The sequence below is a fragment of the Rhizobium sp. NLR10b genome (assembly GCF_019685435.1).
GTDB lineage: Bacteria > Pseudomonadota > Alphaproteobacteria > Rhizobiales > Rhizobiaceae > Rhizobium.
Window position 1 is genome coordinate 34,221 of the sequence record NZ_JABDWV010000017.1, and the last position, 21,664, is coordinate 55,884.

A 21,664-nucleotide genomic window follows, 5' to 3' on the forward strand; every position below is an offset into this window, starting at 1 on the left:
GACGAGATTGGACGAAAACGCATGGCACGCAAGCCGACCGGAATTTTAGGCGCATCCACCCTTTTTGCAGCGGCGCTGGCTGCATCCACCGCCTTTTCGCAGGAGGCGCCGGTCTCAAAGCCGCAGCAGAACCTGCCGGCGATCGTTGTCACCACGGCTGTGAACCGCACCCTTGTCGACCGTGTCATCGGCACCGGAACGGTCAAGCCCGTCGAGGAAGTCTATATCCAGCCGCAGGTCGAGGGACTGTCGATCCGCACGCTGAAAGCCGATATCGGCGACAAGGTTCAGGCGGATAGCACGCTGGCGACGCTGAACGACGACGCGCTGGTCCTGGAGAAGAGCCAGATGATGGCGACCAAGGCCAAGGGCGAGGCAAGCCTCGCCCAGCTGCGCGCCCAGCTCATCGAAGCGCAGGCCAATGCAGAACAGGCAAGGCAGCAGCAGGCCCGCGCCCAGGAAATGGGCAAGAAGGGCACCGTTTCTACCGCCCAGGTCGAGCAGGCCGATGCAACCGCCGCTGCCGCCAATGCCCGCGTCGTCTCCGCCGAACAGGCGATCGAGGTCGCCGAAGCCGATCTGAAGGTCTTCGACAGCCAGATCGCCGACGCCGATCTGAAGCTCGCCCGCACCGACGTTAAGACGCCGGTTGCCGGCGTGGTTTCTGCGAAGAACGCCAAGGTCGGCGCGATCGCCGCCGGCAACGGGGATCCGCTGTTCACCATCATCCGCGACGGCGATATCGAGCTCGTTGCCGAAGTCGCCGAAAGCGATATCGTCAGGATCATGGCCGGCCAGAAGGCGACGATATCGCTTTCCGGCAGCCGCGAAAAGCTTTCCGGCGCCGTGCGCCTGGTTTCACCCACCGTCGATTCGGTGACCCGCCTCGGCCTCGTCCATATCTCCATCGACGATGACAGCAAGGCGCGTTCCGGCATGTATGGTAGCGCCGAGATCATCGTCCGCCAAACCGAGGGCGTATCGCTTCCCTTGACGGCGGTGCTCACCGGCAACGAAGGTTCCTCCGCCCGCAAGGTCGAAGACGGCGTGGTGAAATTCGCCAAGATCGAGACCGGCATCCAGGACGGCGCCTATGTCGAGATCGTCAATGGATTGAAGAGCGGCGACGAGGTCGTTGCCAAGGCGGGCGCCTATGTCCGCGACGGCGACCACATCACGCCGGTGCGTGAACAGCCCTCCGCTTCCAACTAAAGAGACCATCCGATGAATTTTTCAGCCTGGTCCATTCGAAATCCCATCGCGCCGCTGCTGGCCTTCTGCCTGCTGATCTTCATCGGCATTCAGTCCTTCAACACGCTGCCGATCACGCGCTTCCCGAACATCGACGTACCGCTCGTCTCGATCAGCGTCACGCAAAGCGGCGCTTCGCCGGCCGAACTCGAAATGCAGGTGACGAAGGAGATCGAAGATGCGATCGCCTCGATCACCGGCATCGACGAAATCCAGTCGACGGTGACCGACGGCAGCTCGCAGACAAACGTCATGTTCCGGATGGAAGTGCCGACGGAACAGGCCGTACAGGACGTCAAGGACGCGATCGACCGCATCCGCAGCGATCTGCCGGCGACGGCCGAAGCACCAATCGTTACCAAGGTCGATGTCGAGGGCCAGGCGATCCAGACCTTCGCCGTGTCATCACCCGACATGTCGCTGGAAGAACTCTCCTGGTTCGTCGACGACACGATCAAGCGCGCCCTGCAGGGCCAGGCCGGCATCGGCCGCGTTGACCGCTACGGCGGCGCGGAGCGCGAAGTGCGCATCGAACTCGCGCCTGGTAAGCTCGATGCTTACGGCATCACCGCCGCAAGCGTGAACGATCAGCTGCGCGGCACCAATGTCGATCTCGGCTCCGGTCGCGGCCAGGTGGCGGGCAGTGAACAGGCAATCCGCGTTCTGGGGGATGCCCGCAACGTCGCCGAACTTGCCGACACGACGATTGCGCTGCCGAGCGGACGCTTCGTCAAGCTGTCCGATCTCGGCGTGATCAAGGACACCTATGAGGAGCCGAAATCCTTTTCGCGCTTCAACGATACGCCTGTTGTTACCTTCGGCGTTTTCCGCTCGAAGGGCGCCAGCGAGGTCAGCGTCGCCGAAACGGTCGCGCAGAGCCTCGATAAGGTCCGAAGCGAAAATCCGAACGTGAAGATCGAAATGATCGACGATTCGGTCTATTTCACCTACGGCAACTACGAAGCCGCCATCCACACGCTGCTGGAAGGCGCTCTGCTTGCCGTCATCGTCGTTTTGCTGTTCCTCCGAAACTGGCGGGCGACGCTGATTTCGGCCATCGCGCTGCCGCTCTCTGCAATCCCGACCTTCTGGGTCATGGACATGATGGGTTTCTCGCTGAACCTCGTCAGCTTCCTCGCCCTGACGCTCGCGACAGGTATCCTGGTCGACGACGCGATCGTGGAAATCGAGAACATCGCCCGCCATATCAAAATGGGCAAGACGCCCTATCGGGCGGCGATCGAGGCGGCGGATGAAATCGGCCTCGCCGTCATCGCCACCACCTTCACCATCATCGCGGTTTTCGTGCCGGTTTCCTTCATGCCGGGCATTCCGGGCCAGTACTTCATCCAGTTCGGCCTGACCGTCGCTTTCTCCGTCTTCTTCTCTTTGCTGGTCGCGCGCTTGATCACCCCGATGATGGCCGCCTATCTGATGCGCGCCGAAGACGGGATGGAAGACCATCACGACAATGACAGTCTGCTGATGAAGGGTTATACGCGCCTGATCCGGGGAACGACCGGGCATAAGTATTCGCGATATCTGACTTTGCTTGCGGCGATTGGCTTTCTCGTTGGCTCGGTTTTCCTGCTGATGAAGGTTCCGGGCAGCTTCCTGCCGCCGGAAGACGCCTCACGCATCGTTCTCTCCGTCGAGCTACCGCCCAATGCGCGGCTCGACGACACCGAGAAGACGACCAATGCGATCTATGACAGGGTCAAGGACATCAACGGCGTCGAGAGCGTCTTCGTTCTCGGCGGCGCATCTCCGAAGGGCGATCTCGAACTGCGCCGTGCAACCATCACGCTGGCACTCCACAAGCTCGACCAGTCGCTGGTCAAGAAGGTGGTCAACGACGTGCTCGGCCGTATCCCGGTCATTGGGCCGATGCTGCCCAAGGTGGAAGTCCACGGCCGTGAGCGCCCGCAATGGGATATTGAAAAGGAAGTCTTTGCCAAACTGCGCGATATTCCCGATGTCCATATCCTGAAGCTGAACGACCGCGGCGAACGCGACCTCTCCTTCAACTTTCTCTCCAAAAACGAGAAGGACCTGAACGAGGCCGTCGGCATTCTGGAATCGAAACTCCGCGCCGATCCGCTGCTCGCCAATGTCAGCGCCGACGGTGCCCTGCCCCGTCCGGAACTGCAAGTGTATCCGCGCAAGGATGAAGCCGCCCGCCTTGGCATCACGCCGCAGCAGATCTCCGAGACGATCCGCGTCGCCACCATCGGCGATGTCGATGCGGCACTAGCCAAGATCTCGCTCGACGATCGCCAGATCCCGATCCGGGTGCAGGCAGCGCTCGACATGCGCCGCGACCTTGCCGCCATCCGGGCACTGAAGATCCAGACCGCCAGCGGCGGCACCGTTCCGCTCTCGAGCGTCGCCAATATCGACTATTCGGAAGGCGTAAGCTCGATCAAGCGCAATAACCGCTACCGCGTCGTCTCGATCGGTTCCGACCTGCCGCAGGGCGTGGCGCTCGACACGGCCTCGGCCCGCTTCCGTGAGATCGTCAACGCGGCCAAAATCCCGGCGACGGTGCATCTTGCCGAAAGCGGCGACACCAAGGTGCAGACCGAGATGCAGCAGAGCTTCGTCAACGCCATGTTGATGGGCCTTCTGCTGGTGCTGACGGTGCTGATCCTGCTCTTCAAGGACGTGATCCAGCCCTTCACCATCCTCTTCTCGCTGCCGCTCGCGATCGGCGGCGTCGCGGCGGGCCTGATCGTCACCAACAATCCGCTGTCCATGCCAGTCATGATCGGCATTCTCATGCTGATGGGTATCGTCACCAAGAACGCCATCCTGCTCGTCGATTTCGCGATCGAGATGCGCCACCAGGGCATGACGCGGGTCGAAGCCATGGTCGAAGCCGGCCGCAAACGCGCCCGGCCGATCATCATGACCTCGATTGCCATGTCGGCAGGCATGCTGCCGTCCGCGCTCGGCGTCGGCGAAGGCGGCTCGTTCCGCGCGCCGATGGCGATCGCGGTGATCGGCGGCATCATCGTCTCGACGGTGCTTTCGCTCGTCGTCGTGCCTTCCTTCTTCCTGATCATGGACGATCTGTCCCGCCTGCTCGGCTGGATGTTTGGACGCCTGGTCGGCAGGAAGGACGAGGAAGACCTGCCGCTCTCGCGCGAGGATCTTACCCGCGTGACCCGCGAGAACCGCAGCGATATCGATGCGCTGGACGAGCGCCTGACCGCGATCGAAAAGCCGGAAAGCAAGCGCAAGAGCGCCAAAGATACCAACGTGCTTCGCCTGCCGCCATTCGCGGCTGAATGAGCGAAATCCGAAAAACAGAACGGGCCGGGAGCAATTTCCCGGCCCGTTTCAGTTCGACGTTCCGCAACATCGCCTGTCGCGCAGCTTCAAAGCCCGCCCTGCTCCCTCAGGAAGCTGACGATCGAGCTGACGCCGTCGCCGCGCTTCATGTCGGAGAAGATGAAGGGGCGGCTTGCGCGCATGCGGGTAGCGTCCCGGTCCATCACCTCCAGATCCGCGCCAACATAGGGTGCCAGATCCTTCTTGTTGATGACGAGCAGATCCGAGCGGGTGATGCCTGGCCCGCCCTTGCGCGGGATTTCCTCGCCTTGGCAGACGGAGATGACATAGATGGTGATATCGGCGAGATCCGGCGAAAAAGTTGCCGCCAGATTGTCTCCGCCGGATTCGATGAAGACCACGTCGAGATCGGGAATGCGCTCGTTGAGGCCGGCGATCGCCTGAAGATTGATCGTCGCATCCTCGCGAATGGCGGTGTGCGGGCAGCCGCCCGTCTCCACGCCGACGATGCGCTCCGAAGGCAGGGCCTGCATGCGCACCAGCGCCTCGGCGTCTTCGGTCGTATAGATGTCGTTGGTGACAACAGCGACGGAATAATCGTCGCGCATCGCCTTGCAGAGCTTTTCCGTCAGCGCCGTCTTGCCCGAGCCGACCGGCCCGCCGATGCCGACGCGCAGAGGTCCATTTCGTGATTTCATATGTCGTACTCCAATAGGATTGCGATGATAGCGAGGCCGCCGGTAGGCGCCACCGTCAAATGGCGCAGTTGCAGGATTATTTTGGTAGGTTACGAGCGGAAAAGTCTGGTCGTTTGGGTTTCGTGGCGCAGGCTGGCGATATCGGCCTGCACCGTCGCCGAACCGAGATCGTCGAGGGTTGAGGCTGCCGCCCGCCACGCGATCCCCGCAATCTGCTCTTCAAGCCCGGCAAGTATGGCAACGCCATCCTTCTGCCCGGCGACGCCAAGTCGGATGCCTGCTGAAATCGCCTGCGAGGCATAGGCATGCAGAAAGACTGCGAGCACCTTCTCCGGTCTGATGCCATGGGCGCCAGCAACCGCTCCGACCGCGATAGGGTAGGCGGTCTTGCCGGGCAGCCTTTCGAAAACTTCATCCGGCCAGGCTCGCGCCGCCAAGAGGAAGGCCTCGCCGAGCAGCATCGTTTCCTGATGACGCTCGCGCGATCCGGCAAGCGCCTCGGCGAGTGCGGCAACCTCCGTAAGGCGCGCGAGGATCGCTTGGCACCTGTGGCTCTCTGCCAGAAGCACCGCATCGTTCCAGACCGAGCCATGGCCGACCAGCGTGACGACCCAGTCCGCAAGCGAGGCGCCACCGGTGACGAGCCCATCGGCCACCGCCCCCTCCAACCCGCCCGAATAAGCAAAACTGCCGATCGGAAAGGCCGGTGAAAGCCATGCCGTCAGGCGCAGCAGTGCCTGTAACTCACGATCTTCGCTCATCGAGCCTCAGTCGTGTTTGTGGCCGTGATGCCCGTGCCCATGATCATGGTCGCAGGTGTGATCATGCTTGTGGTCATGGCCATGCGTGTGATCATGGTCATGCCCATGGTCATGATTGTGCCCGTGGTCGTGATGAGCGTGCCCGTGGTCATGCGAATGTCCGCCATGGGAATGATAGGCTCCACGTGCCGGCTGGAAGGGCTCTTCGATATCGAGCACGGTGGCGCCGAGCCCCTGCAGCATGGTGCGGATGACATGGTCGCGCAGGATGACGATGCGGTCTTCCTCGATCTGGGCGGCAAGATGGCGGTTGCCGAGATGCCAGGCAAGCTCGACCAGATGCGTGCGGTCGCGTCCGCGAATCTCGAAGAGTTTCTCGTCGGCCGCAAGGATCTCGATCAGTTCGCCGTCTTCGCGCACAAGCAGGTCGCCATTGGCGAAGAGCACCGGATCCTTGAGATCGAGCATGACCATCTCGCCATTTTCCAGATGCAGCAGCTTGCGGCGCAGATGCCGCAAATCATGCGGTAGTTTGACCTGGGCGGTCGGGTGGGAGGACGGGGTTCCGACAGGAAGATAGGAGGTAACGCGCTGCATGACTTGTCCGTTTTGCTGAAAGGGCGACCATGCAAAATAGCTCTTGCCGATGCAAGCACCAATGGCCTTTCGTTAGCAGCTTGGCTTTTATATCCCGTAGGCCTGCATCACGTTGTCGCTGCTTAATCCCCTGCCCTCCGTGTCGGGACCAGCTTCGGCAAGTCCGTGCCAGGCATGATGCAGTCCCTCCCGCTCGTGCACGACGCGATTGCGTCCGAGCGCCTTGGCGAGATAAAGCGCCCGGTCGGCCGAGGCGTAGACCTGCTGCTTGTTGCGCCCAGGAATGAGATCGGCCACGCCGCCGGAAATGGTGATGGCAATATGGTTCCCATCTGCCACGAGCGGCCTGCCGGCGATATCGGACTGCACGGCCTGGATCCGCTCCAACCGTTTCTCCAGCGGTTCGCCGGAGACGATGACGCCGAATTCCTCGCCACCGAGGCGCGCAACGACGGATGATTCGTCGAAGGCGGTGATCAGCACCGCCGAGACCGCCGTGATAGCCGCATCGCCGCAGGCATGGCCGAAGCGATCATTGATCGCCTTGAAACGGTCGACGTCGAAAATGACGAGCGAGGCGTCGCCTTCGATCCGATCCAGCGCCTCTGTGAAGGCGCGCCGGTTCAACAGGCCGGAGAGGGTATCGGTGCGGCTGAGCTTTTCGAACTTCGCCCGCGATAGCGTCAGCTCATGCATGGTGAAGCCTGTGGCCAGCGACAGCATTCCGGAGACCGTGCCGCCGACAAGCCAGGAAAAAATGGCGCCGAAGCCGATCGCGTGCGAAAGGGTCACCGGCAGCAGCCCGAGAAAACCGAGTGGCGGTATCGTCAGCGCAATGATGACGCCGGAGAAAATGACGGCAAGAAAGCTCATCCTCAGCGCAAAGACATAGACGTGCCTGCGATATTGAAAATCGCCAAAATCGGCCTGCAGCGACATCCAGTTTCTCATGAGAATCGACCTTCCTGCCCGGCGTTTCAAAGCATTGATAAGAGCCCAATTGCTGCGGGTGTCTTAATCGACTCGCTAAAATTCGAACGATTTCCGACGATTCGGTGGAGAGATTTTTTCTAGCAGGGGCTGCAAGTCTCCAATCCCTGAATCGAACAACGCGCACGAGCAGCTAATATACTGATATATAATAGCTTTATCACGATCTTGCGCCGGGTTGTTTCAGAATGGACTAGCCGGAGAAAAGCCGGGTTTTCCCAGTGGTTTTTACAACCGAACGGAGAGCTCTGTTCACAATTTCGTTTAAGAGCGGATAGGCCAGCGAGTGCGTCAATTGTAGACACCGACAGACAATCGCAATGATTGTGGAAGCGGGTTCCATAAGCCAGTCCGAAGCCCCGCCGAACGGAGTGCAGCGGCAGTCCAGGTGTTGCAGCCGAAGAGGGCATTGAAGTATCCCTTGGCTTCGAAAAACCGATCGATCTCCCCGTAACCCGCATCCGGGATCGGCGCGATCTCGCCCGCGTTGCGGACGAGGCTGTCAGCGATGAATTGGCGCAGCCGCGCCAATTCATCGTCACCAATAACGAATGCGGTAACATCAGGCTGCGGCTCGGCAATATGGCCGGCGAGATCCACATGCAGCACCGAACGATCGATCGTCAGCGCCCGTAGCACCGGCAGCGGCTTTAGCTCACCCCAGGTCGGTGTTTCGAGATAGAAGGCGCGGCCGCCCCAGCCGACCACGAGCCATTCCGCATTCGGGTGACCGAGCGGAAAATCGGGATCATCGAGAAAGGAAAAGGCAGCCCGCGTCTCCGCATCGAGCGGAATGGCAATATCGGTATGGATCGGTCCCGACAGCAGAAGCACCCGGTGGGTCGGCACCGCAGGCGACGCCTTGACCGGGGCAATCAACGGCCGGGGAATGAAGGTCCCGCCCGCTGCCAGAATCAGAAGCAGGAATAGGGCCTGCAACAGCCAGCGGATGCCCGTCCTCATCAGCCGCCCCGCATGCACGGATGCTGGCCTAAAACAGGAAATAGCGCTGCGCCATCGGCAGCACCGTCGCCGGCTCGCAGGTCAGCAATTCGCCGTTTGCCCTGACTTCATAGGTCTCCGGATCGACTTCGATCTCCGGCGTCAGGTCATTGTGGATCATCGACGCCTTGGAAATGCCGCCGCGCGTATTCTTCACCGCCACGAGTTCCTTTGCGACCCCGAGCCTGCCCTTCAGCCCGGCATCGAGCGAGGCCTGGCTGACGAAGGTGACGGAGGAATTGGTGAGGCTGCGACCGTAGGAGGCGAACATTGGCCGATAATGCACCGGCTGCGGCGTCGGGATCGAGGCGTTCGGATCGCCCATCGGAGCCGCCGCAATGGAGCCGCCGAGCAGCACCATGTCGGGCTTCACGCCGAAGAAGGCCGGGTTCCAGAGCACGAGGTCGGCGCGCTTGCCGATCTCGACCGAGCCGATCTCATGGCTGAGACCGTGGGCGATCGCCGGATTGATCGTGTATTTGGCGATATAGCGGCGGACGCGGAAATTGTCGTTATCACCCTTTTCCTCCTTCAGCCGGCCGCGCTGGCGCTTCATCTTGTCGGCCGTCTGCCAGGTGCGGATCGCCACCTCGCCGACGCGGCCCATAGCCTGGCTATCGGACGAGATGATCGAGAAGGCGCCGATATCGTGCAGAATGTCTTCCGCCGCGATCGTCTCCTTACGGATACGGCTTTCGGCAAAGGCGATATCCTCGGGGATCGACGGCGACAGGTGATGGCAGACCATCAGCATGTCGAGATGCTCGGCGATGGTGTTGACGGTATAGGGCCGCGTCGGGTTGGTTGACGACGGGATGACGTTCGGCTGGCCGCAGATTTTGATGATATCGGGCGCATGCCCGCCGCCCGCCCCTTCCGTGTGGAAGGCATGGATGGTGCGGCCCTTGATGGCGCCGATCGTATCCTCGACGAAGCCGCTTTCGTTCAGCGTGTCGGTGTGGATCATCACCTGCACGTCATATTCGTCGGCGACCGACAGACAGCAGTCGATGGCGCCTGGCGTCGTGCCCCAGTCCTCGTGCAGCTTCAGCGAGGTCGCGCCGGCCAGCACCATTTCGGTCAATGCTCCCGGCAGCGAGGCATTGCCCTTACCGGCAAAGGCAAGGTTCATCGGGAAGGCGTCGGCCGCTTCGATCATGCGGGCGAGATGCCAGGGGCCGGGCGTGCAGGTGGTGGCAAGCGTGCCATGCGCCGGCCCCGTGCCGCCGCCGAGCATGCAGGTCATGCCGGACATCAGCGCTTCTTCGATCTGCTGCGGCGCGATGAAGTGGATATGACTGTCCATGCCGCCTGCAGTAACGATCTTGCCTTCGGCGGCGATCGCCTCCGTGCCCGGGCCGACGATGATATTGACGCCCGGCTGCATATCGGGATTGCCGGCCTTGCCGATCGCAACAATGCGCCCGTTCTTAAGGCCGATATCGGCCTTGTAGATGCCCGAATGATCAACGATCACCGCATTGGTGATGACGGTATCGACCGCGCCGTCGGCCCGCGTCACCTGGCTCTGGCCCATACCGTCACGGATCACCTTGCCGCCGCCGAATTTCACCTCCTCGCCATAGCTGGTGAAATCCCTTTCGATCTCGATGAAGAGCTCCGTATCGGCAAGGCGCACCTTGTCGCCGGTCGTCGGTCCGAACATGCCGGCATAGGCGGCGCGGGAGATCTTGTAGGGCATTCATCAGGCTCCGTGGGAGGAAGAGACAAGTGGTTTTTCGCCGAGTCGCGTGAGACGGCCGGCGGCAACATAACTATCGACAAGCTGCCGTTCGGCCGCAAACGGGTGCCATTCCCAGCCGGCGTGACCGAAGCCGGCCAGCATCACCTCGGCGTGGGGATATTTGTTCAGCACCTCGGCGATGACGATCATGCCGCTGCTCGGCACCACATAGGGCGCCGGCGCAAAGGCCGAAAGCGAGGCGTCAACGTCCTCGTGGAGCGCCTTACCGATGACGACATGCGCCTTGCCGGCGTCAGTGCAGAAGGCAGCGAACGCATCCGTATAGTCGTCGCAGAAATCGTCGAGCTCCGGATGAGAGGCAGTAAGCAGCGCCCGCATGGCGGCAAATTTTTCCGGGTCGCGCACGCACCAGATTTCGCGCGCCGCGACGACGCCGGGATGGGCGCGCCACGCCGGCGAGGCGAGCATCGCCTTGGCCGGCCGGCCGGTATTGCAGACTGCAACGGCATCCGTGCGTCTGCCGCCGGCGCCATAGGAGCGGCAATCGTTGAAGCGGATGACGAAATCAGCGGCATCGATGATGCCTGCCTGACCTTCTGCGACCTCTCCATTGCCGACGATTACGATCTTTTTGATCACCCTAATTGCTCATCGTGTCTTCGAGCTGTTTCAGCTCTTTCGTGCGTTTATCCGTCTCCTCGGCCAGGCATCCGGCAACCAGCATCGGCTCCATCGTGCCGCCGCGGGCCTGAAATCCGAAGGCATCGCATTCTGCATCGCGATAGTCGATCCAGGCGCGCTGCGCCTTGACCAGCGCCTTCTCCGCGCCTTTCATGTCGCCATCGAGATCCTTGTCGATCGCGGCCATGGCGGCCCGCGTCTTCTTATACTGTTCGTTCAGCGCCTTGTCGGCAGCCTCATGGCGCTCCTCTTCGCAGGAGGTCATATCCGATTGCGTCTGCGGATTCTTGCAATCGACATCCTGCGCGGACACACGGCCGGCCACAAACAGCATCGCCGCCCCGATGAGGCAAATATTCAGACGCATTCGCCTCTCCCGTTCTTCTAAAGCTTTCCCATCACGAGTTGGCGGAAGCCGTAAACCTCGCGCTTGCCGGACAGCGGGATCAGCGTCACCGAACGCGTCTGCCCCGGCTCGAAGCGCACGGCCGTCCCTGCCGGAATATCGAGACGTTTCCCATGCGCCGCCGCGCGGTCGAAGGAAAGTCCGGCATTGGTCTCCGCGAAATGATAGTGGCTGCCGACCTGCACCGGCCGGTCGCCGGTATTGGAAACTTCCAGCGTCACCGTCGGCGCGCCGGCATTGAGTTCGATATCGCCGCTAGCGGCAATGATTTCGCCCGGAATCATAGAGTTCTCCCTAAGCCGCCCTGGGCGCACAGCCCTCGGCCTTCAGCACACGTTTCGTCGAAGCCGGATTTTTGGCAAGCATGGCGGCCGGCCGGATGGGCCTGGCGACGAGATTGCCGCCGCAATTCGGGCAAGTGCCCTTCAATACGCCGTCCACGCAATCGGCGCAGAAGGTGCATTCATAGGTGCAGATCCGCGCTTCAGCGCTCTCCGGCGGCAGATCCTTGTCGCAGCATTCGCAATTGGGTCTGAGTTCCAGCATTTCTATCTCCTCACCTGATCGGTTCGTGCACAGTGACGAGCTTGGTGCCATCCGGGAAGGTCGCCTCCACCTGCACGTCGTGGATCATCTCTGCAACGCCTTCCATCACCTGGTCGCGGCCGATCACATGGGCGCCGGCCTCCATCAGCTCGGCGACCGGGCGGCCGTCGCGGGCGCCTTCGACGACGAAATCGCTGATCAGCGCGATCGCCTCGGGATAGTTCAGCTTGACGCCGCGCTCCAGCCGCCGCCGCGCCACCATCGCCGCCATCGATATCAGCAGCTTGTCTTTTTCTCTTGGAGTGAGGTTCATTACGTATCCATCTGCTTCGTGCTTAAATTCAGAGATTCCAGACTTTCGGCACAGGCGCACCATTACGCAAGGTGGAAATGACCGGGATCAGGATTTTTCTCAGCGAGAAACCGTCGGCTGCCGCAAGGCGCACGACGAGCTTGTCGTTCCAGGCGCTTGCACCGCCCATCGGCCCTTCGAGGAGCGTCCGCACTTTGCCGAGATAGGCCTCCGCAAGCGGCCCGGCATAGAGCAGCGTCGCAAAGGCCACCTGCCCGCAAAGCACGGCCTGACGCGCCGCCAGCGTCGAAATACCTTCGGAAAGCTTCAATTCCTCGGCATGGATCAACTGGCCCGAACGGCGGATACGCCAGCGGTCGCGAAAGAGTCCCGTCTCCACTGCCTCACCCATCGCCTTGCGGCCGAGCAGCACCGCCTCGACGGCCAGGAACTCGGCGCTTTCGTCGAGATCGACATCGAGCCGGCGGAAAAGTGAAGCCCGGTCGAAGAGTATCGTCTCCTGCGGCAGCCAGTCTACGCGCGCTCGCATTCCAACTTCGATGCGGGTCGTCACCTCGGCGGTGCCCGCCGATGCCTTGTAGATCTTCTCGCAAGCCTGGGTGGTAACGTCGATCTTCGTACCGGCGCCGGCAACGACGCTCCAATCCATCCGGTCGCCGCCGGTCAGCCCACCCGCGGTATTGATGATGACGGCTTCCATCGAGGTATCGAACGTATCGGGCAGGCGGATCTTCGCCGCGCCCTCCTGATAGAGCTCGCGGATGCGCGTGCGGCCGTCGAGCAGCCTTGCCGCCAGATGCCCGCGTCCCTCCGCTCTTTGCGGTCTGGTACCAGCCGCCGCAATCGTCATTTCGTCCCTTTCGGTCGCGCCACCGCTTTTCATTTCATCGCGCGGATCACGGAAAGCAAGCAATTCCCATGCCGCCCGGAAGACACCGCGATGCGTGCGGGAGATCGACGAAGCGCCGCTCTCATTGCCGCAAAACGCGGCATCTGCCCGTCAGACGGTCAGATGCCGGCGGGCCTCCGGCGTGTCCAGCGTCTCCGCCAGCCCCTCATGCACGATCTCGCCGCGATCCATGATGTAGACGTAGTCGGCAAGCTCCCGGCAGAAATCCAGATATTGCTCGACGAGCAGGATCGCCATGCCGGTGGAATCGCGGAGATAACGGATCGCCCGGCCGATATCCTTGATGATCGACGGCTGGATACCCTCGGTCGGCTCGTCGAGCACGAGGATCTTCGGCCGCGTCACCATGGCACGCCCGATCGCCAGTTGCTGTTGCTGCCCGCCGGAAAGATCGCCGCCGCGCCGCGACAGCATCGATTTCAGCACCGGGAAGAGACTGAAGATATCGTCGGGAATATTGCGGTCGCGGCGGCCAAGCGGCGCGAAGCCGGTTTCGAGATTTTCCCTCACGGTGAGCAGCGGGAAGATTTCACGGCCCTGCGGCACATAGCCGATGCCCTGCTTGGCTCGGGCAAAGGGCGGCAGGCCGTTCAGCTTCGTATCGTTGAAGGTGACGGCGCCGGCCGACAGTGGATGCTGGCCGGTGACGGCGCGCAACAGCGAGCTCTTGCCGACCCCATTGCGGCCCAGCACGCAGGTGATCTTGCCCATCTCCGCCTTGATGGAGATGCCGCGCAGCGCCTGCGCGGCGCCATAATGCAGATTTGCGTTTTCGACTGTCAGCATCCGTTCACCATTCCCCATCAGTTCATCAGGCTGCGCCTCAGCGTCTGCAGGGCATAGTCCTGTTCTTTCGTTCTCTCGCCGCCGACCGCAGCTACGTCCTCGGCGATACCGATCAGTTGTTGGCGCTCCTGCATGTCGAGCACCTTGATCCAAAGATCCCTGAACCGGCGGATCGGATCTTCGGGACTGGTGACGTTCTTGGACGCCCACTCGCCGAAAACCAGAACCTCTTCCATGTCGGCCGGCCGAATGATGCCTTTCATGCGGCCGCGGATGACATCCCTCGCCGCGTCGACATACATCGGCTTCTCCTTGGCAAGGCAGAAGAAGAAGGCGACCGCCGCAATCGCCGGATCGGCAATCGAAGCGAGCGGCGCCGCCTCCGCCTGTTTGCGGCGCTTTCCGCGCTTATAAGCGCCCCGCATACGCTCGACTGAATCGATAATCTCGTTTCCCGCCTCGCGCACCATTTTAAACCGCCAATACCAGATAACCGCGCCGCTGAGCGCCGCGACCAGAATACCGAGAAAAGCCATGATGAAACCCCACAATGAAACCCACTCGTTTTAGAGCGCCTTCTTTTGTCAGGTTCAAGCCTGGAGGTTGCATTCCTCACCGTCCCAGATAGTTCTCGATCACCTTCGGATCGGAGCTGACGAAATCGATCGATCCTTCGGCCAGCACCGAACCTTCTGCAAGACACGTCACCTTGACGCCGAGGTCGCGGATGAAGCCCATGTCATGTTCGACGACGACAACCGACCGGGTCCTGGCGATATCCTTGAGCAGGATCGCCGTTTCCGCCGTCTCCGCGTCCGTCATACCGGCCACCGGTTCGTCGACGAGCAGCAGCTTCGGCTCCTGCGCGAGCAGCATGCCGATCTCCAGCCACTGCTTCTGCCCATGAGAGAGATTGGCCGCCAGTTCGTCGCGCCGGTGCGTCAGCCGCACGGTTTCCAGGATTTCCTCTATCCGTGCCCTGTCCCCGCCCGAAAGCCGGTAGAACAGCGTCGAAAACACCCCACGGCGGCGGTTCAGCGCCAGTTCCAGATTGTCCCAGACCGTATGGCTTTCGAAGACCGTCGGCTTCTGGAACTTGCGGCCGATGCCGAGCTGAGCAATGTCGGCCTCATCCCTTGTCGTGAGATCGATTGTGCCGTTGAAGAACACCTCGCCCTCATCGGGTCTGGTCTTGCCGGTGATGATATCCATCATCGTCGTCTTGCCGGCGCCGTTCGGGCCGATGATGGCGCGGAGCTCACCGGGCTCAATGACGATCGAGAGCGAATTCAGCGCCTTGAAGCCGTCGAAGGAAACTGAGACGCCGCTGAGATAAAGCACACTATTCGGTTTGACGTCGGGAATCACTGTGTTCACTCCGCTGCCTGGATTTTCGGCTCGATGCCATCTTCCTCTGCCGCCGGCGGGACAGAATCGGAGACGGCTTTCCGTTTGCCGAGATGGTGCGAGATCGTGCCGACGACGCCCTTCGGCAGGAACAGCGTGACGGCGACGAAGAGGCCGCCGAGCGCAAACAGCCAGAACTCCGGAAAGAGGCCCGTGAAGATCGTCTTGCCGCCGTTGACGAGGATCGCGCCGATGATCGGCCCGATCAGCGTTCCCCGCCCGCCGACCGCCGTCCAGATGACGACTTCGATCGAGTTGGCGGGCGCGAATTCGCCAGGATTGATGATGCCGACCTGCGGCACGTAGAGCGCGCCTGCAATACCGGCCATCATCGCCGAGACGACGAAGGTGAAGAGCTTGAAATGCTCGACGCGGTAGCCGAGGAAGCGTGTGCGGCTTTCCGCATCGCGCACGCCGACGAGCACCTTGCCGAATTTCGAACGTACGATTGCCGAGGCGATCGTGAGCGACAGCGCCAGGAAGACCGCGGTCGCGGCAAAGAGGCTGGCGCGTGTGCCGTCAGCCTGGATGTTGAAGCCGAGGATGTCCTTGAAATCGGTCATGCCGTTATTGCCGCCGAACCCCATGTCGTTGCGGAAAAAGGCAAGCAGCAGCGCGTAGGTCATCGCCTGGGTGATGATCGAGAGATAGACGCCGTTGACGCGCGAGCGGAAGGCGAACCAGCCGAAGATGAAGGCGAGCAGCCCGGGCACGAGGAGCACCATCAGTGCCGCGAACCAGAACTGGTCGAAGCCGTACCAGAACCAGGGCAGTTCCTTCCAATTCAGGAACACCATGAAATCGGGCAGGATGGGATCGCCGTAGACGCCGCGCGAGCCGATCTGGCGCATCAGATACATGCCCATCGCATAGCCGCCGAGCGCGAAGAAGGCGCCGTGGCCGAGCGAAAGGATGCCGCAGAAGCCCCAGACGAGATCGAGCGCCAGCGCCAGCAGCGCATAGGTCAGATACTTGCCGAACAGCGCCATGATATAGGTCGGCACGTGCAGCGGGTGCGTCGGGCCGGTAGCAAGGTTCAGCACCGGCACGAGAATGGCGACCGCCAGCAACAGGGCGACGGCAATGGAGATCCTGCGATCGAGAGACCGGAGAAGGAAGGCCGTTATCATGCTTCCACCGCCCTTCCTTTGAGTGCGAAGAGCCCGCGCGGACGCTTCTGGATGAAGAGAATGATGAGGACGAGCACCAGGATCTTGCCGAGCACGGCGCCGGCGAAGGGCTCGAGGAACTTGTTGACGACGCCGAGCGACAGCGCGCCGACCAGCGTTCCCCAGAGATTGCCGACACCGCCGAAGACGACGACCATGAAACTGTCGATGATGTAGTTCTGGCCGAGGTTCGGCGAGACATTGTCGATCTGCGAGAGCGCCACGCCGGCCATTCCGGCGATGCCGGAGCCGAGCGCGAAGGTGAAGGCGTCGACCCAGCCGGTGCGGATGCCCATCGACGAGGCCATGCGGCGATTCTGCGTCACCGCCCGCATCTGCAGGCCGAAGGCGGAGCGCTTGAGCAACATCAGGAGTGTCAGGAACACCACCATCGAGAAGACGATGATCCAGAGCCGGTTCCAGGTGACGACGAGCCCGCCGAAATCGAAGGCGCCGGACATCCAACTCGGATTGCGCACCTCGCGGTTGGTCGGGCCGAAATAGCTGCGGATCGCCTGCTGCAGGATCAACGATACGCCCCAGGTGGCGAGCAGCGTTTCCAGCGGCCGGCCGTAGAGATAACGGATGACGACGCGCTCGATGACGAGGCCGACGAAACCGGTAAAGACGAAGGCGGCCGGCACCGCGAAGGCAAGCGAATAATCGGCAAGCGACGGAAAGGCCGAGGTGATATATTCCTGCACAACGTAGGTCGTATAGGCGCCGATCATCACCATCTCGCCATGCGCCATGTTGATGACGCCCATGACGCCGAAGGTGATGGCAAGGCCGATCGCGGCCAAGAGCAGCACCGAGCCGAGCGACAGGCCGTACCAGATGTTCTGGACGACATCCCAGAGCGCCAGGTCGCGGTTGATCGCATTGATCTCCGTCTGGATCGCGGGCTTCAGATCGTCGGGGGCATTCGTCATCGCCGTCGTCAGGATCGTCAGCGCATCGCGGCCGCCGCGGGCGGCGATCATGTCGATGGCGGCCCGCTTCTCCTCGATGCCGGCATCGCTCTTCAGCACCATCACGGCCCGCGCCGCTTCCATCGTGTTTTTGATCTGGCCGTCCTTCTCGGCTGAAAGAGCCGAATTCAGCAGTTCGAGATTGGCGGGATCGGCATCCCTCAACATGCCCTCGGCCGCCGTGAGCCGCGCGGAGCGATTCGGGCTCAAAAGCGTCAGCTGGCTCATCACAGTCGTGATCGTGGTGCGCAGCGAATTGTTGATCTTGACCTTCGACATCATGTCGGGGTCGACATCGGCAACCGCCTCGCCGGTGATCGGGTCCGAATAGGTGGGCTCGTCCTCCGTGCCATCCTGAACGAGAACGGGACCGCCCTCCGAATTGACGTAGAGTTGGCCATCGCTCAGCTGCTGCAGGATCTGGCTCACATGCGAATCCCCGGACGCGGCGAGCGCCCGGATGGCCGCCTCGCGCTCGGGAAAGCCGCCGACGCCGAGCGCATCGACGAGAGCGTGCACGTCGTCCTCGGCGCGAAGGCCAGTCACAGAAAGCGTCAGGCCCGGAAGCATCAGACAAAATGTCAGAAGGAGAATCTTGATGGCGCGAAACATCGGCTCTCTCGCCTTGAGTGTCGTCGGCCTTGCGGCGCAGCGGTAAGGACGGAGCTTCCGCCCGGATCGGCTCCGGACGGAAGTCTTCAGGCTATCAGCGGATGGGTCTCCTCAGGAGCCCTTGCCGCCGCACTTGCCGGTGGCAACGTTGAAATTGCCGCAGGAGAGAGGCTTGCGCCAATCGGAGATCAGGTCCTTGGAGTCGGGCAGGTAATCAGACCATTCGTCACCAACGACGGCGGGCGTCTGCTGGACGATTTCGAATTGGCCGTCAGCCTGGATTTCACCGATCAGCACCGGCTTGGTGATGTGGTGGTTGGGCATGACGGTGGCATAGCCGCCGGAGAGGTTCGGAACGGTGACGCCGATGATGTTGTCGAGAACGGCATCGGTATTGGTGGTGCCGGCGGCCTGTACGGCCTTCACCCAGGCGTTGAAGCCGATATAGGCGGCTTCCATCGGGTCGTTCGTCACGCGCTTGTCGTTCTTGGTGAAGGCATGCCATTCCTTGATAAACTTCTTGTTGGCCGGGCTTTCCACGGACTCGAAGTAGTTCCAGGCGGCGAGATGGCCGACCAGCGGCTTGGTATCGAGACCGGCAAGCTCTTCTTCGCCGACCGAGAAGGCGACGACCGGGATGTCGGTCGCCTTGATGCCCTGGTTGCCGAGTTCCTTGTAAAAGGGAACGTTGGCGTCACCATTGATGGTGGAGACGACGGCGGTCTTCTTGCCGGCCGAGCCGAATTCCTTGATCTTGGCGACCTCGGTCTGCCAGTCGGAGAAGCCGAACGGCGTGTAGTTGACGAGAATGTCTTCCTTCGGAATGCCCTTGGATTCGAGATAGGCCGCGAGGATCTTGTTGGTCGTGCGGGGATAGACGTAGTCGGTGCCTTCGAGCACGAAGCGCTTCACGCCTTCAGTGTTCATCAGGTAGTCGACGGCAGGGATCGCCTGCTGGTTCGGGGCCGCACCCGTATAGAAGATGTTGCGCGAGGATTCTTCGCCTTCATACTGCACGGGATAGAAGAGCAGCGAGTTCAGCTCTTCGAAAACCGGCAGGACGGATTTGCGCGAGGACGAGGTCCAGCAGCCGAAGACGGCGGCGACCTTGTCCTTTTCGATCAGTTCGCGGGCCTTTTCGGCGAAGAGCGGCCAGTCGGAAGCCGGATCGACGACGACGGCTTCAAGCTTCTTGCCGAGAAGACCGCCCTTCTTGTTCTGCTCGTCGATGAGCATCAGCATGGCGTCTTTCAGGGTGGTTTCGGAAATCGCCATCGTGCCCGAGAGCGAATGCAGCACGCCGACCTTGATCGTGTCATCGGCGGCCACCGCGCAGCTGAAGGCAGCCGACGCTGCCATGACGGCGCCGAGCGCGGCACCGGTAATCGTGGATTTGAGATTCATTGGTTGATCCCCTCTCTTGTTCCGCAACAGGCCGGAAACGGAGTTAACTGTTGCCGAGGGGACTATCGGGTGCTGCAGCGCGAAAACACATACGCAAAATGACGTAGGCGCAGGGGTCGAATGAGCACGCCGGGAAAGCACGGGCATCCCCATCAAAGGGGATGCCCTGTCGGTTCGATATTAGCCGTGGATCGTCAGGGTGACCGAGGTCGGGCCGTAGGAGACGGTCGCCCTGTGGCCGGAGATGGTGAACTTGCCGAAGGTGCCGGTGACAGCCGCGGCCTTCAGGATTTCGATCTTCGTTCCCGGCGCCGGGGCAAAGCCATGGGCGAGCGTCACGTCAAGATCGCCGGCGAGCGTCGCCTTGCCTGCAACGACCAGCGTGCCGGCGCCATTCGCGCCGAGCGTCGGCTTCGCCGTCGCACTGGCGAGCTGCTGATAGTCGCCGCCCACGGCCAAGGGCTTGTCGGCCGCCACGATGAGAGAACCGCCATTGACCATCAACCCGCCGGCGCCGAGGGCCGAGGGGGAGCCGGCTACCAGCACGCCCTCTTCCAGCACGGTGCCGCCAGCATAGCTGTTGGCACCGGAAAGACCGAGAATGCCGCTGCCGCGTTTTACCAGCTTGCCCTTGCCGCCGATGTCGTTGCGCCAGGTGTCGATCGCATTGAAGCCACCCTTTGCCGCATCCATCATCACGGTCACATCCTGTTTGAAGGCGCCATAGCCGTCGGCGGCGGCAAAGAGATTGAGGCGACCGTAGCCTTCCGCGTCGTCGAGCAGCGGATAGCCCGAAGCGATTTCCGTTGTGCCAAGCACCTCGCGGCGCTGTTCACCATCGAGATAAGGCAGACGGGTTTCGAGAAGCGTTTCGGCGCCCTCCGGCACGCGAGCCGGCTGATCGGTCGCATGGATCGTCGGCAGGCCATAGCTCAGGCGCTGCAGAACGTAAGCGCGATTGGCATCATGATCGGCGAAACGGTCCGCCGAAAGTGGCGCCGCATGGGCTGCGACTTCGAGCGCACCCGCATCCGCAACACCCGACTTGGCGATCAGCCATGATTGCGCCTGGGCGTAGGCGGCGCTCTTCAGCGCTGAATTGTCGGACTTGTTCAGGTTATAAACGACCGTGGCGGTGCCGAGCATGCGGCCGCCCATAACGTCGAGGGGAGAGTGCATTCCGGCAAGGATGCGGTCTTCACCCATTTCGCTGGCACGCGCGATCATTTCCTGGAATCGCTGCGGCACCAGATAGGCCATGGCGAGCGCATCCCGCCAGGCTTCCGCCGTATGTCCGCTGGGGAAGCCACCGTCCTCGACCGGCTTGCCGCTTTTGGCGGGCTCGAGCGTCGGGACGACCGAAACGTCCGGGCTCCAGCGATAGGGGCGGGCATATTTGAAATAGCGCTTGGCGGGCTCTGTCGAGCCATCGCCGCTCGCGGCGTTGATGAAGTCGATGGCGAGACCCATGTCCGGATTGGCATCGGTCTTGTTTTCCGTGTCCGGTTTGCTGCCGGCGCCGCGATTGTTACCCTTGTCGTCATATTTGACCGTCGTCGCGTCGGCCGCCACCTCAGTGATCGTGGTGATCTGCTTGGAACCGGCCTTCCAGGCATCCGTCAGCGGACCGAGACCATCGACGATGCTGGTATTCTTGCCGCGCCGATCGTCGAGATAGGCGGCAACCGCCTGCTCGGCCGTCCGCGCCTTCGTCGCCTTCACGACATAGGCGATGTTCGCATCGTGGACTGGCTTGTTGACGATCTGGCCGTCGGTCTTGCTGAAAGGGATGCCGTCCCAATCCGTCTTGGCGACTGCAGGGCAATTGTCCTTGGCTGCGGCTTCCACACCGGCATCGACGAAAGGCGTGCGCGGGGTCCAGACCTCGAGAAGGCCGGAGAGAAGATGGACGGCAGCATTGGTGTCCACCGTCGAGAAGCATGCGTCACCGCGCTTATTGGTGTTTCCTGTTTCAGCATAAGGCGCTTTCGCGGCCGTGGTCTGCTCGGCGGCGGCAAGCGACGGCACGATCGAAAGGAGGCAGACAAGAGCGGTGCTCAGGCGGCAAAGTTTTGAAACAGACATGGCTGCACCCGAAATGGTTGAACGAACGGCAGGAGGGTTAGAGCGCTTATGTGACAGCGCCGTTTCAAAAATATTA

General features: G+C 61.8%; 21 protein-coding genes. 2 read left to right on the forward strand and 19 right to left on the reverse strand.

Annotation, left to right across the window (positions count from 1 at the left end):
* The first annotated feature begins 21 nt into the window (after positions 1-21).
* A complete protein-coding gene (locus HJB91_RS24955; RefSeq protein ID WP_221156050.1) occupies positions 22-1,212 on the forward strand; it encodes an efflux RND transporter periplasmic adaptor subunit in 1,191 nt (396 codons plus the stop codon).
* A gap of 12 nt (positions 1,213-1,224) precedes the next feature.
* Positions 1,225-4,545 (forward strand): efflux RND transporter permease subunit, encoded by a 3,321-nt coding sequence (locus HJB91_RS24960; protein WP_210630130.1) that lies wholly within the window; start codon positions 1,225-1,227, stop codon positions 4,543-4,545.
* 86 nt (positions 4,546-4,631) lie between these two features.
* Here the strand turns inward: HJB91_RS24960 and ureG are convergent, their stop codons facing one another.
* The 19 genes from ureG to HJB91_RS25055 all read right to left on the reverse strand — a co-directional run bounded on the left by ureG (position 4,632) and on the right by HJB91_RS25055 (position 21,588).
* Positions 4,632-5,243: an urease accessory protein UreG gene (gene ureG / locus HJB91_RS24965; RefSeq protein ID WP_221144696.1), complete on the reverse strand. Its 612-nt coding sequence runs from the start codon at positions 5,241-5,243 to the stop codon at positions 4,632-4,634.
* Positions 5,244-5,332: 89 nt separating this feature from the next.
* Positions 5,333-6,004: an urease accessory protein UreF gene (locus HJB91_RS24970; protein WP_221144687.1), complete on the reverse strand. Its 672-nt coding sequence runs from the start codon at positions 6,002-6,004 to the stop codon at positions 5,333-5,335.
* A 6-nt stretch (positions 6,005-6,010) separates the two neighbouring features.
* Positions 6,011-6,601 (reverse strand): urease accessory protein UreE, encoded by a 591-nt coding sequence (gene ureE, locus HJB91_RS24975; RefSeq protein ID WP_221144685.1) that lies wholly within the window; start codon positions 6,599-6,601, stop codon positions 6,011-6,013.
* Positions 6,602-6,688: 87 nt separating this feature from the next.
* Positions 6,689-7,552, reverse strand: coding sequence for a GGDEF domain-containing protein (locus HJB91_RS24980; RefSeq protein ID WP_210630123.1), 864 nt, complete (start codon positions 7,550-7,552; stop codon positions 6,689-6,691).
* A gap of 330 nt (positions 7,553-7,882) precedes the next feature.
* Positions 7,883-8,554: a TIGR02117 family protein gene (locus HJB91_RS24985; protein WP_221144683.1), complete on the reverse strand. Its 672-nt coding sequence runs from the start codon at positions 8,552-8,554 to the stop codon at positions 7,883-7,885.
* Between the two features lie 28 nt (positions 8,555-8,582).
* A complete protein-coding gene (ureC, locus tag HJB91_RS24990; RefSeq protein ID WP_210630119.1) occupies positions 8,583-10,295 on the reverse strand; it encodes an urease subunit alpha in 1,713 nt (570 codons plus the stop codon).
* 3 nt (positions 10,296-10,298) lie between these two features.
* Positions 10,299-10,937: a Urease operon accessory protein gene (locus tag HJB91_RS24995; protein WP_221156051.1), complete on the reverse strand. Its 639-nt coding sequence runs from the start codon at positions 10,935-10,937 to the stop codon at positions 10,299-10,301.
* Position 10,938: 1 nt separating this feature from the next.
* A complete protein-coding gene (locus tag HJB91_RS25000) occupies positions 10,939-11,346 on the reverse strand; it encodes a lysozyme inhibitor LprI family protein (protein WP_210630115.1) in 408 nt (135 codons plus the stop codon).
* Positions 11,347-11,363: 17 nt separating this feature from the next.
* A complete protein-coding gene (locus tag HJB91_RS25005) occupies positions 11,364-11,669 on the reverse strand; it encodes an urease subunit beta (protein WP_003542314.1) in 306 nt (101 codons plus the stop codon).
* A gap of 10 nt (positions 11,670-11,679) precedes the next feature.
* Complete coding sequence (locus HJB91_RS25010; RefSeq protein ID WP_210630113.1) at positions 11,680-11,931, reverse strand: DUF1272 domain-containing protein; 252 nt, start codon at positions 11,929-11,931, stop codon at positions 11,680-11,682.
* A gap of 10 nt (positions 11,932-11,941) precedes the next feature.
* Positions 11,942-12,244 carry an urease subunit gamma gene (locus HJB91_RS25015; RefSeq protein WP_064695492.1) on the reverse strand — a complete coding sequence of 101 codons (303 nt, stop codon included), beginning with the start codon at positions 12,242-12,244 and terminating at the stop codon, positions 11,942-11,944.
* A 28-nt stretch (positions 12,245-12,272) separates the two neighbouring features.
* Complete coding sequence (locus HJB91_RS25020) at positions 12,273-13,094, reverse strand: urease accessory protein UreD (protein WP_221156052.1); 822 nt, start codon at positions 13,092-13,094, stop codon at positions 12,273-12,275.
* A 150-nt stretch (positions 13,095-13,244) separates the two neighbouring features.
* Positions 13,245-13,940 (reverse strand): urea ABC transporter ATP-binding subunit UrtE, encoded by a 696-nt coding sequence (gene urtE, locus HJB91_RS25025; RefSeq protein WP_210630109.1) that lies wholly within the window; start codon positions 13,938-13,940, stop codon positions 13,245-13,247.
* 17 nt (positions 13,941-13,957) lie between these two features.
* On the reverse strand, positions 13,958-14,476 hold the full coding sequence (locus HJB91_RS25030) for a hypothetical protein (RefSeq protein ID WP_210630107.1): 519 nt from the start codon (positions 14,474-14,476) through the stop codon (positions 13,958-13,960).
* 76 nt (positions 14,477-14,552) lie between these two features.
* On the reverse strand, positions 14,553-15,308 hold the full coding sequence (gene urtD, locus HJB91_RS25035) for an urea ABC transporter ATP-binding protein UrtD (protein WP_210631573.1): 756 nt from the start codon (positions 15,306-15,308) through the stop codon (positions 14,553-14,555).
* A gap of 5 nt (positions 15,309-15,313) precedes the next feature.
* On the reverse strand, positions 15,314-16,477 hold the full coding sequence (gene urtC, locus HJB91_RS25040) for an urea ABC transporter permease subunit UrtC (protein WP_210630105.1): 1,164 nt from the start codon (positions 16,475-16,477) through the stop codon (positions 15,314-15,316).
* Positions 16,474-18,099: an urea ABC transporter permease subunit UrtB gene (gene urtB, locus HJB91_RS25045; RefSeq protein ID WP_221156053.1), complete on the reverse strand. Its 1,626-nt coding sequence runs from the start codon at positions 18,097-18,099 to the stop codon at positions 16,474-16,476. The genes urtC and urtB overlap by 4 nt, the downstream gene beginning before the upstream one ends.
* A gap of 111 nt (positions 18,100-18,210) precedes the next feature.
* The gene (urtA, locus tag HJB91_RS25050) at positions 18,211-19,503 is read right to left on the reverse strand and encodes an urea ABC transporter substrate-binding protein (protein WP_210630102.1); all 1,293 of its coding nucleotides are present in this window, start codon (positions 19,501-19,503) and stop codon (positions 18,211-18,213) included.
* A gap of 180 nt (positions 19,504-19,683) precedes the next feature.
* Positions 19,684-21,588: a phosphatase PAP2 family protein gene (locus HJB91_RS25055; RefSeq protein ID WP_221156054.1), complete on the reverse strand. Its 1,905-nt coding sequence runs from the start codon at positions 21,586-21,588 to the stop codon at positions 19,684-19,686.
* Between the last annotated feature and the right edge of the window lie 76 nt (positions 21,589-21,664).

What these genes read in the sequence shown, in the direction of transcription:
- HJB91_RS25030 (WP_210630107.1), bottom strand. Translation starts at nt 14,476, where the DNA reads ATGGCTTTTCTCGGTATTCTGGTCGCGGCGCTCAGCGGCGCGGTTATC.
- HJB91_RS24960 (WP_210630130.1), top strand. Translation starts at nt 1,225, where the DNA reads ATGAATTTTTCAGCCTGGTCCATTCGAAATCCCATCGCGCCGCTGCTG.
- ureE (WP_221144685.1), bottom strand. Translation starts at nt 6,601, where the DNA reads ATGCAGCGCGTTACCTCCTATCTTCCTGTCGGAACCCCGTCCTCCCAC.
- urtB (WP_221156053.1), bottom strand. Translation starts at nt 18,099, where the DNA reads ATGTTTCGCGCCATCAAGATTCTCCTTCTGACATTTTGTCTGATGCTT.
- HJB91_RS25055 (WP_221156054.1), bottom strand. Translation starts at nt 21,588, where the DNA reads ATGTCTGTTTCAAAACTTTGCCGCCTGAGCACCGCTCTTGTCTGCCTC.
- HJB91_RS24985 (WP_221144683.1), bottom strand. Translation starts at nt 8,554, where the DNA reads ATGAGGACGGGCATCCGCTGGCTGTTGCAGGCCCTATTCCTGCTTCTG.
- HJB91_RS25005 (WP_003542314.1), bottom strand. Translation starts at nt 11,669, where the DNA reads ATGATTCCGGGCGAAATCATTGCCGCTAGCGGCGATATCGAACTCAAT.
- HJB91_RS24955 (WP_221156050.1), top strand. Translation starts at nt 22, where the DNA reads ATGGCACGCAAGCCGACCGGAATTTTAGGCGCATCCACCCTTTTTGCA.
- HJB91_RS24970 (WP_221144687.1), bottom strand. Translation starts at nt 6,004, where the DNA reads ATGAGCGAAGATCGTGAGTTACAGGCACTGCTGCGCCTGACGGCATGG.
- urtE (WP_210630109.1), bottom strand. Translation starts at nt 13,940, where the DNA reads ATGCTGACAGTCGAAAACGCAAATCTGCATTATGGCGCCGCGCAGGCG.
- urtA (WP_210630102.1), bottom strand. Translation starts at nt 19,503, where the DNA reads ATGAATCTCAAATCCACGATTACCGGTGCCGCGCTCGGCGCCGTCATG.
- HJB91_RS25020 (WP_221156052.1), bottom strand. Translation starts at nt 13,094, where the DNA reads ATGACGATTGCGGCGGCTGGTACCAGACCGCAAAGAGCGGAGGGACGC.
- HJB91_RS25000 (WP_210630115.1), bottom strand. Translation starts at nt 11,346, where the DNA reads ATGCGTCTGAATATTTGCCTCATCGGGGCGGCGATGCTGTTTGTGGCC.
- HJB91_RS24980 (WP_210630123.1), bottom strand. Translation starts at nt 7,552, where the DNA reads ATGAGAAACTGGATGTCGCTGCAGGCCGATTTTGGCGATTTTCAATAT.
- HJB91_RS25015 (WP_064695492.1), bottom strand. Translation starts at nt 12,244, where the DNA reads ATGAACCTCACTCCAAGAGAAAAAGACAAGCTGCTGATATCGATGGCG.
- ureG (WP_221144696.1), bottom strand. Translation starts at nt 5,243, where the DNA reads ATGAAATCACGAAATGGACCTCTGCGCGTCGGCATCGGCGGGCCGGTC.
- urtC (WP_210630105.1), bottom strand. Translation starts at nt 16,477, where the DNA reads ATGATAACGGCCTTCCTTCTCCGGTCTCTCGATCGCAGGATCTCCATT.
- ureC (WP_210630119.1), bottom strand. Translation starts at nt 10,295, where the DNA reads ATGCCCTACAAGATCTCCCGCGCCGCCTATGCCGGCATGTTCGGACCG.
- HJB91_RS25010 (WP_210630113.1), bottom strand. Translation starts at nt 11,931, where the DNA reads ATGCTGGAACTCAGACCCAATTGCGAATGCTGCGACAAGGATCTGCCG.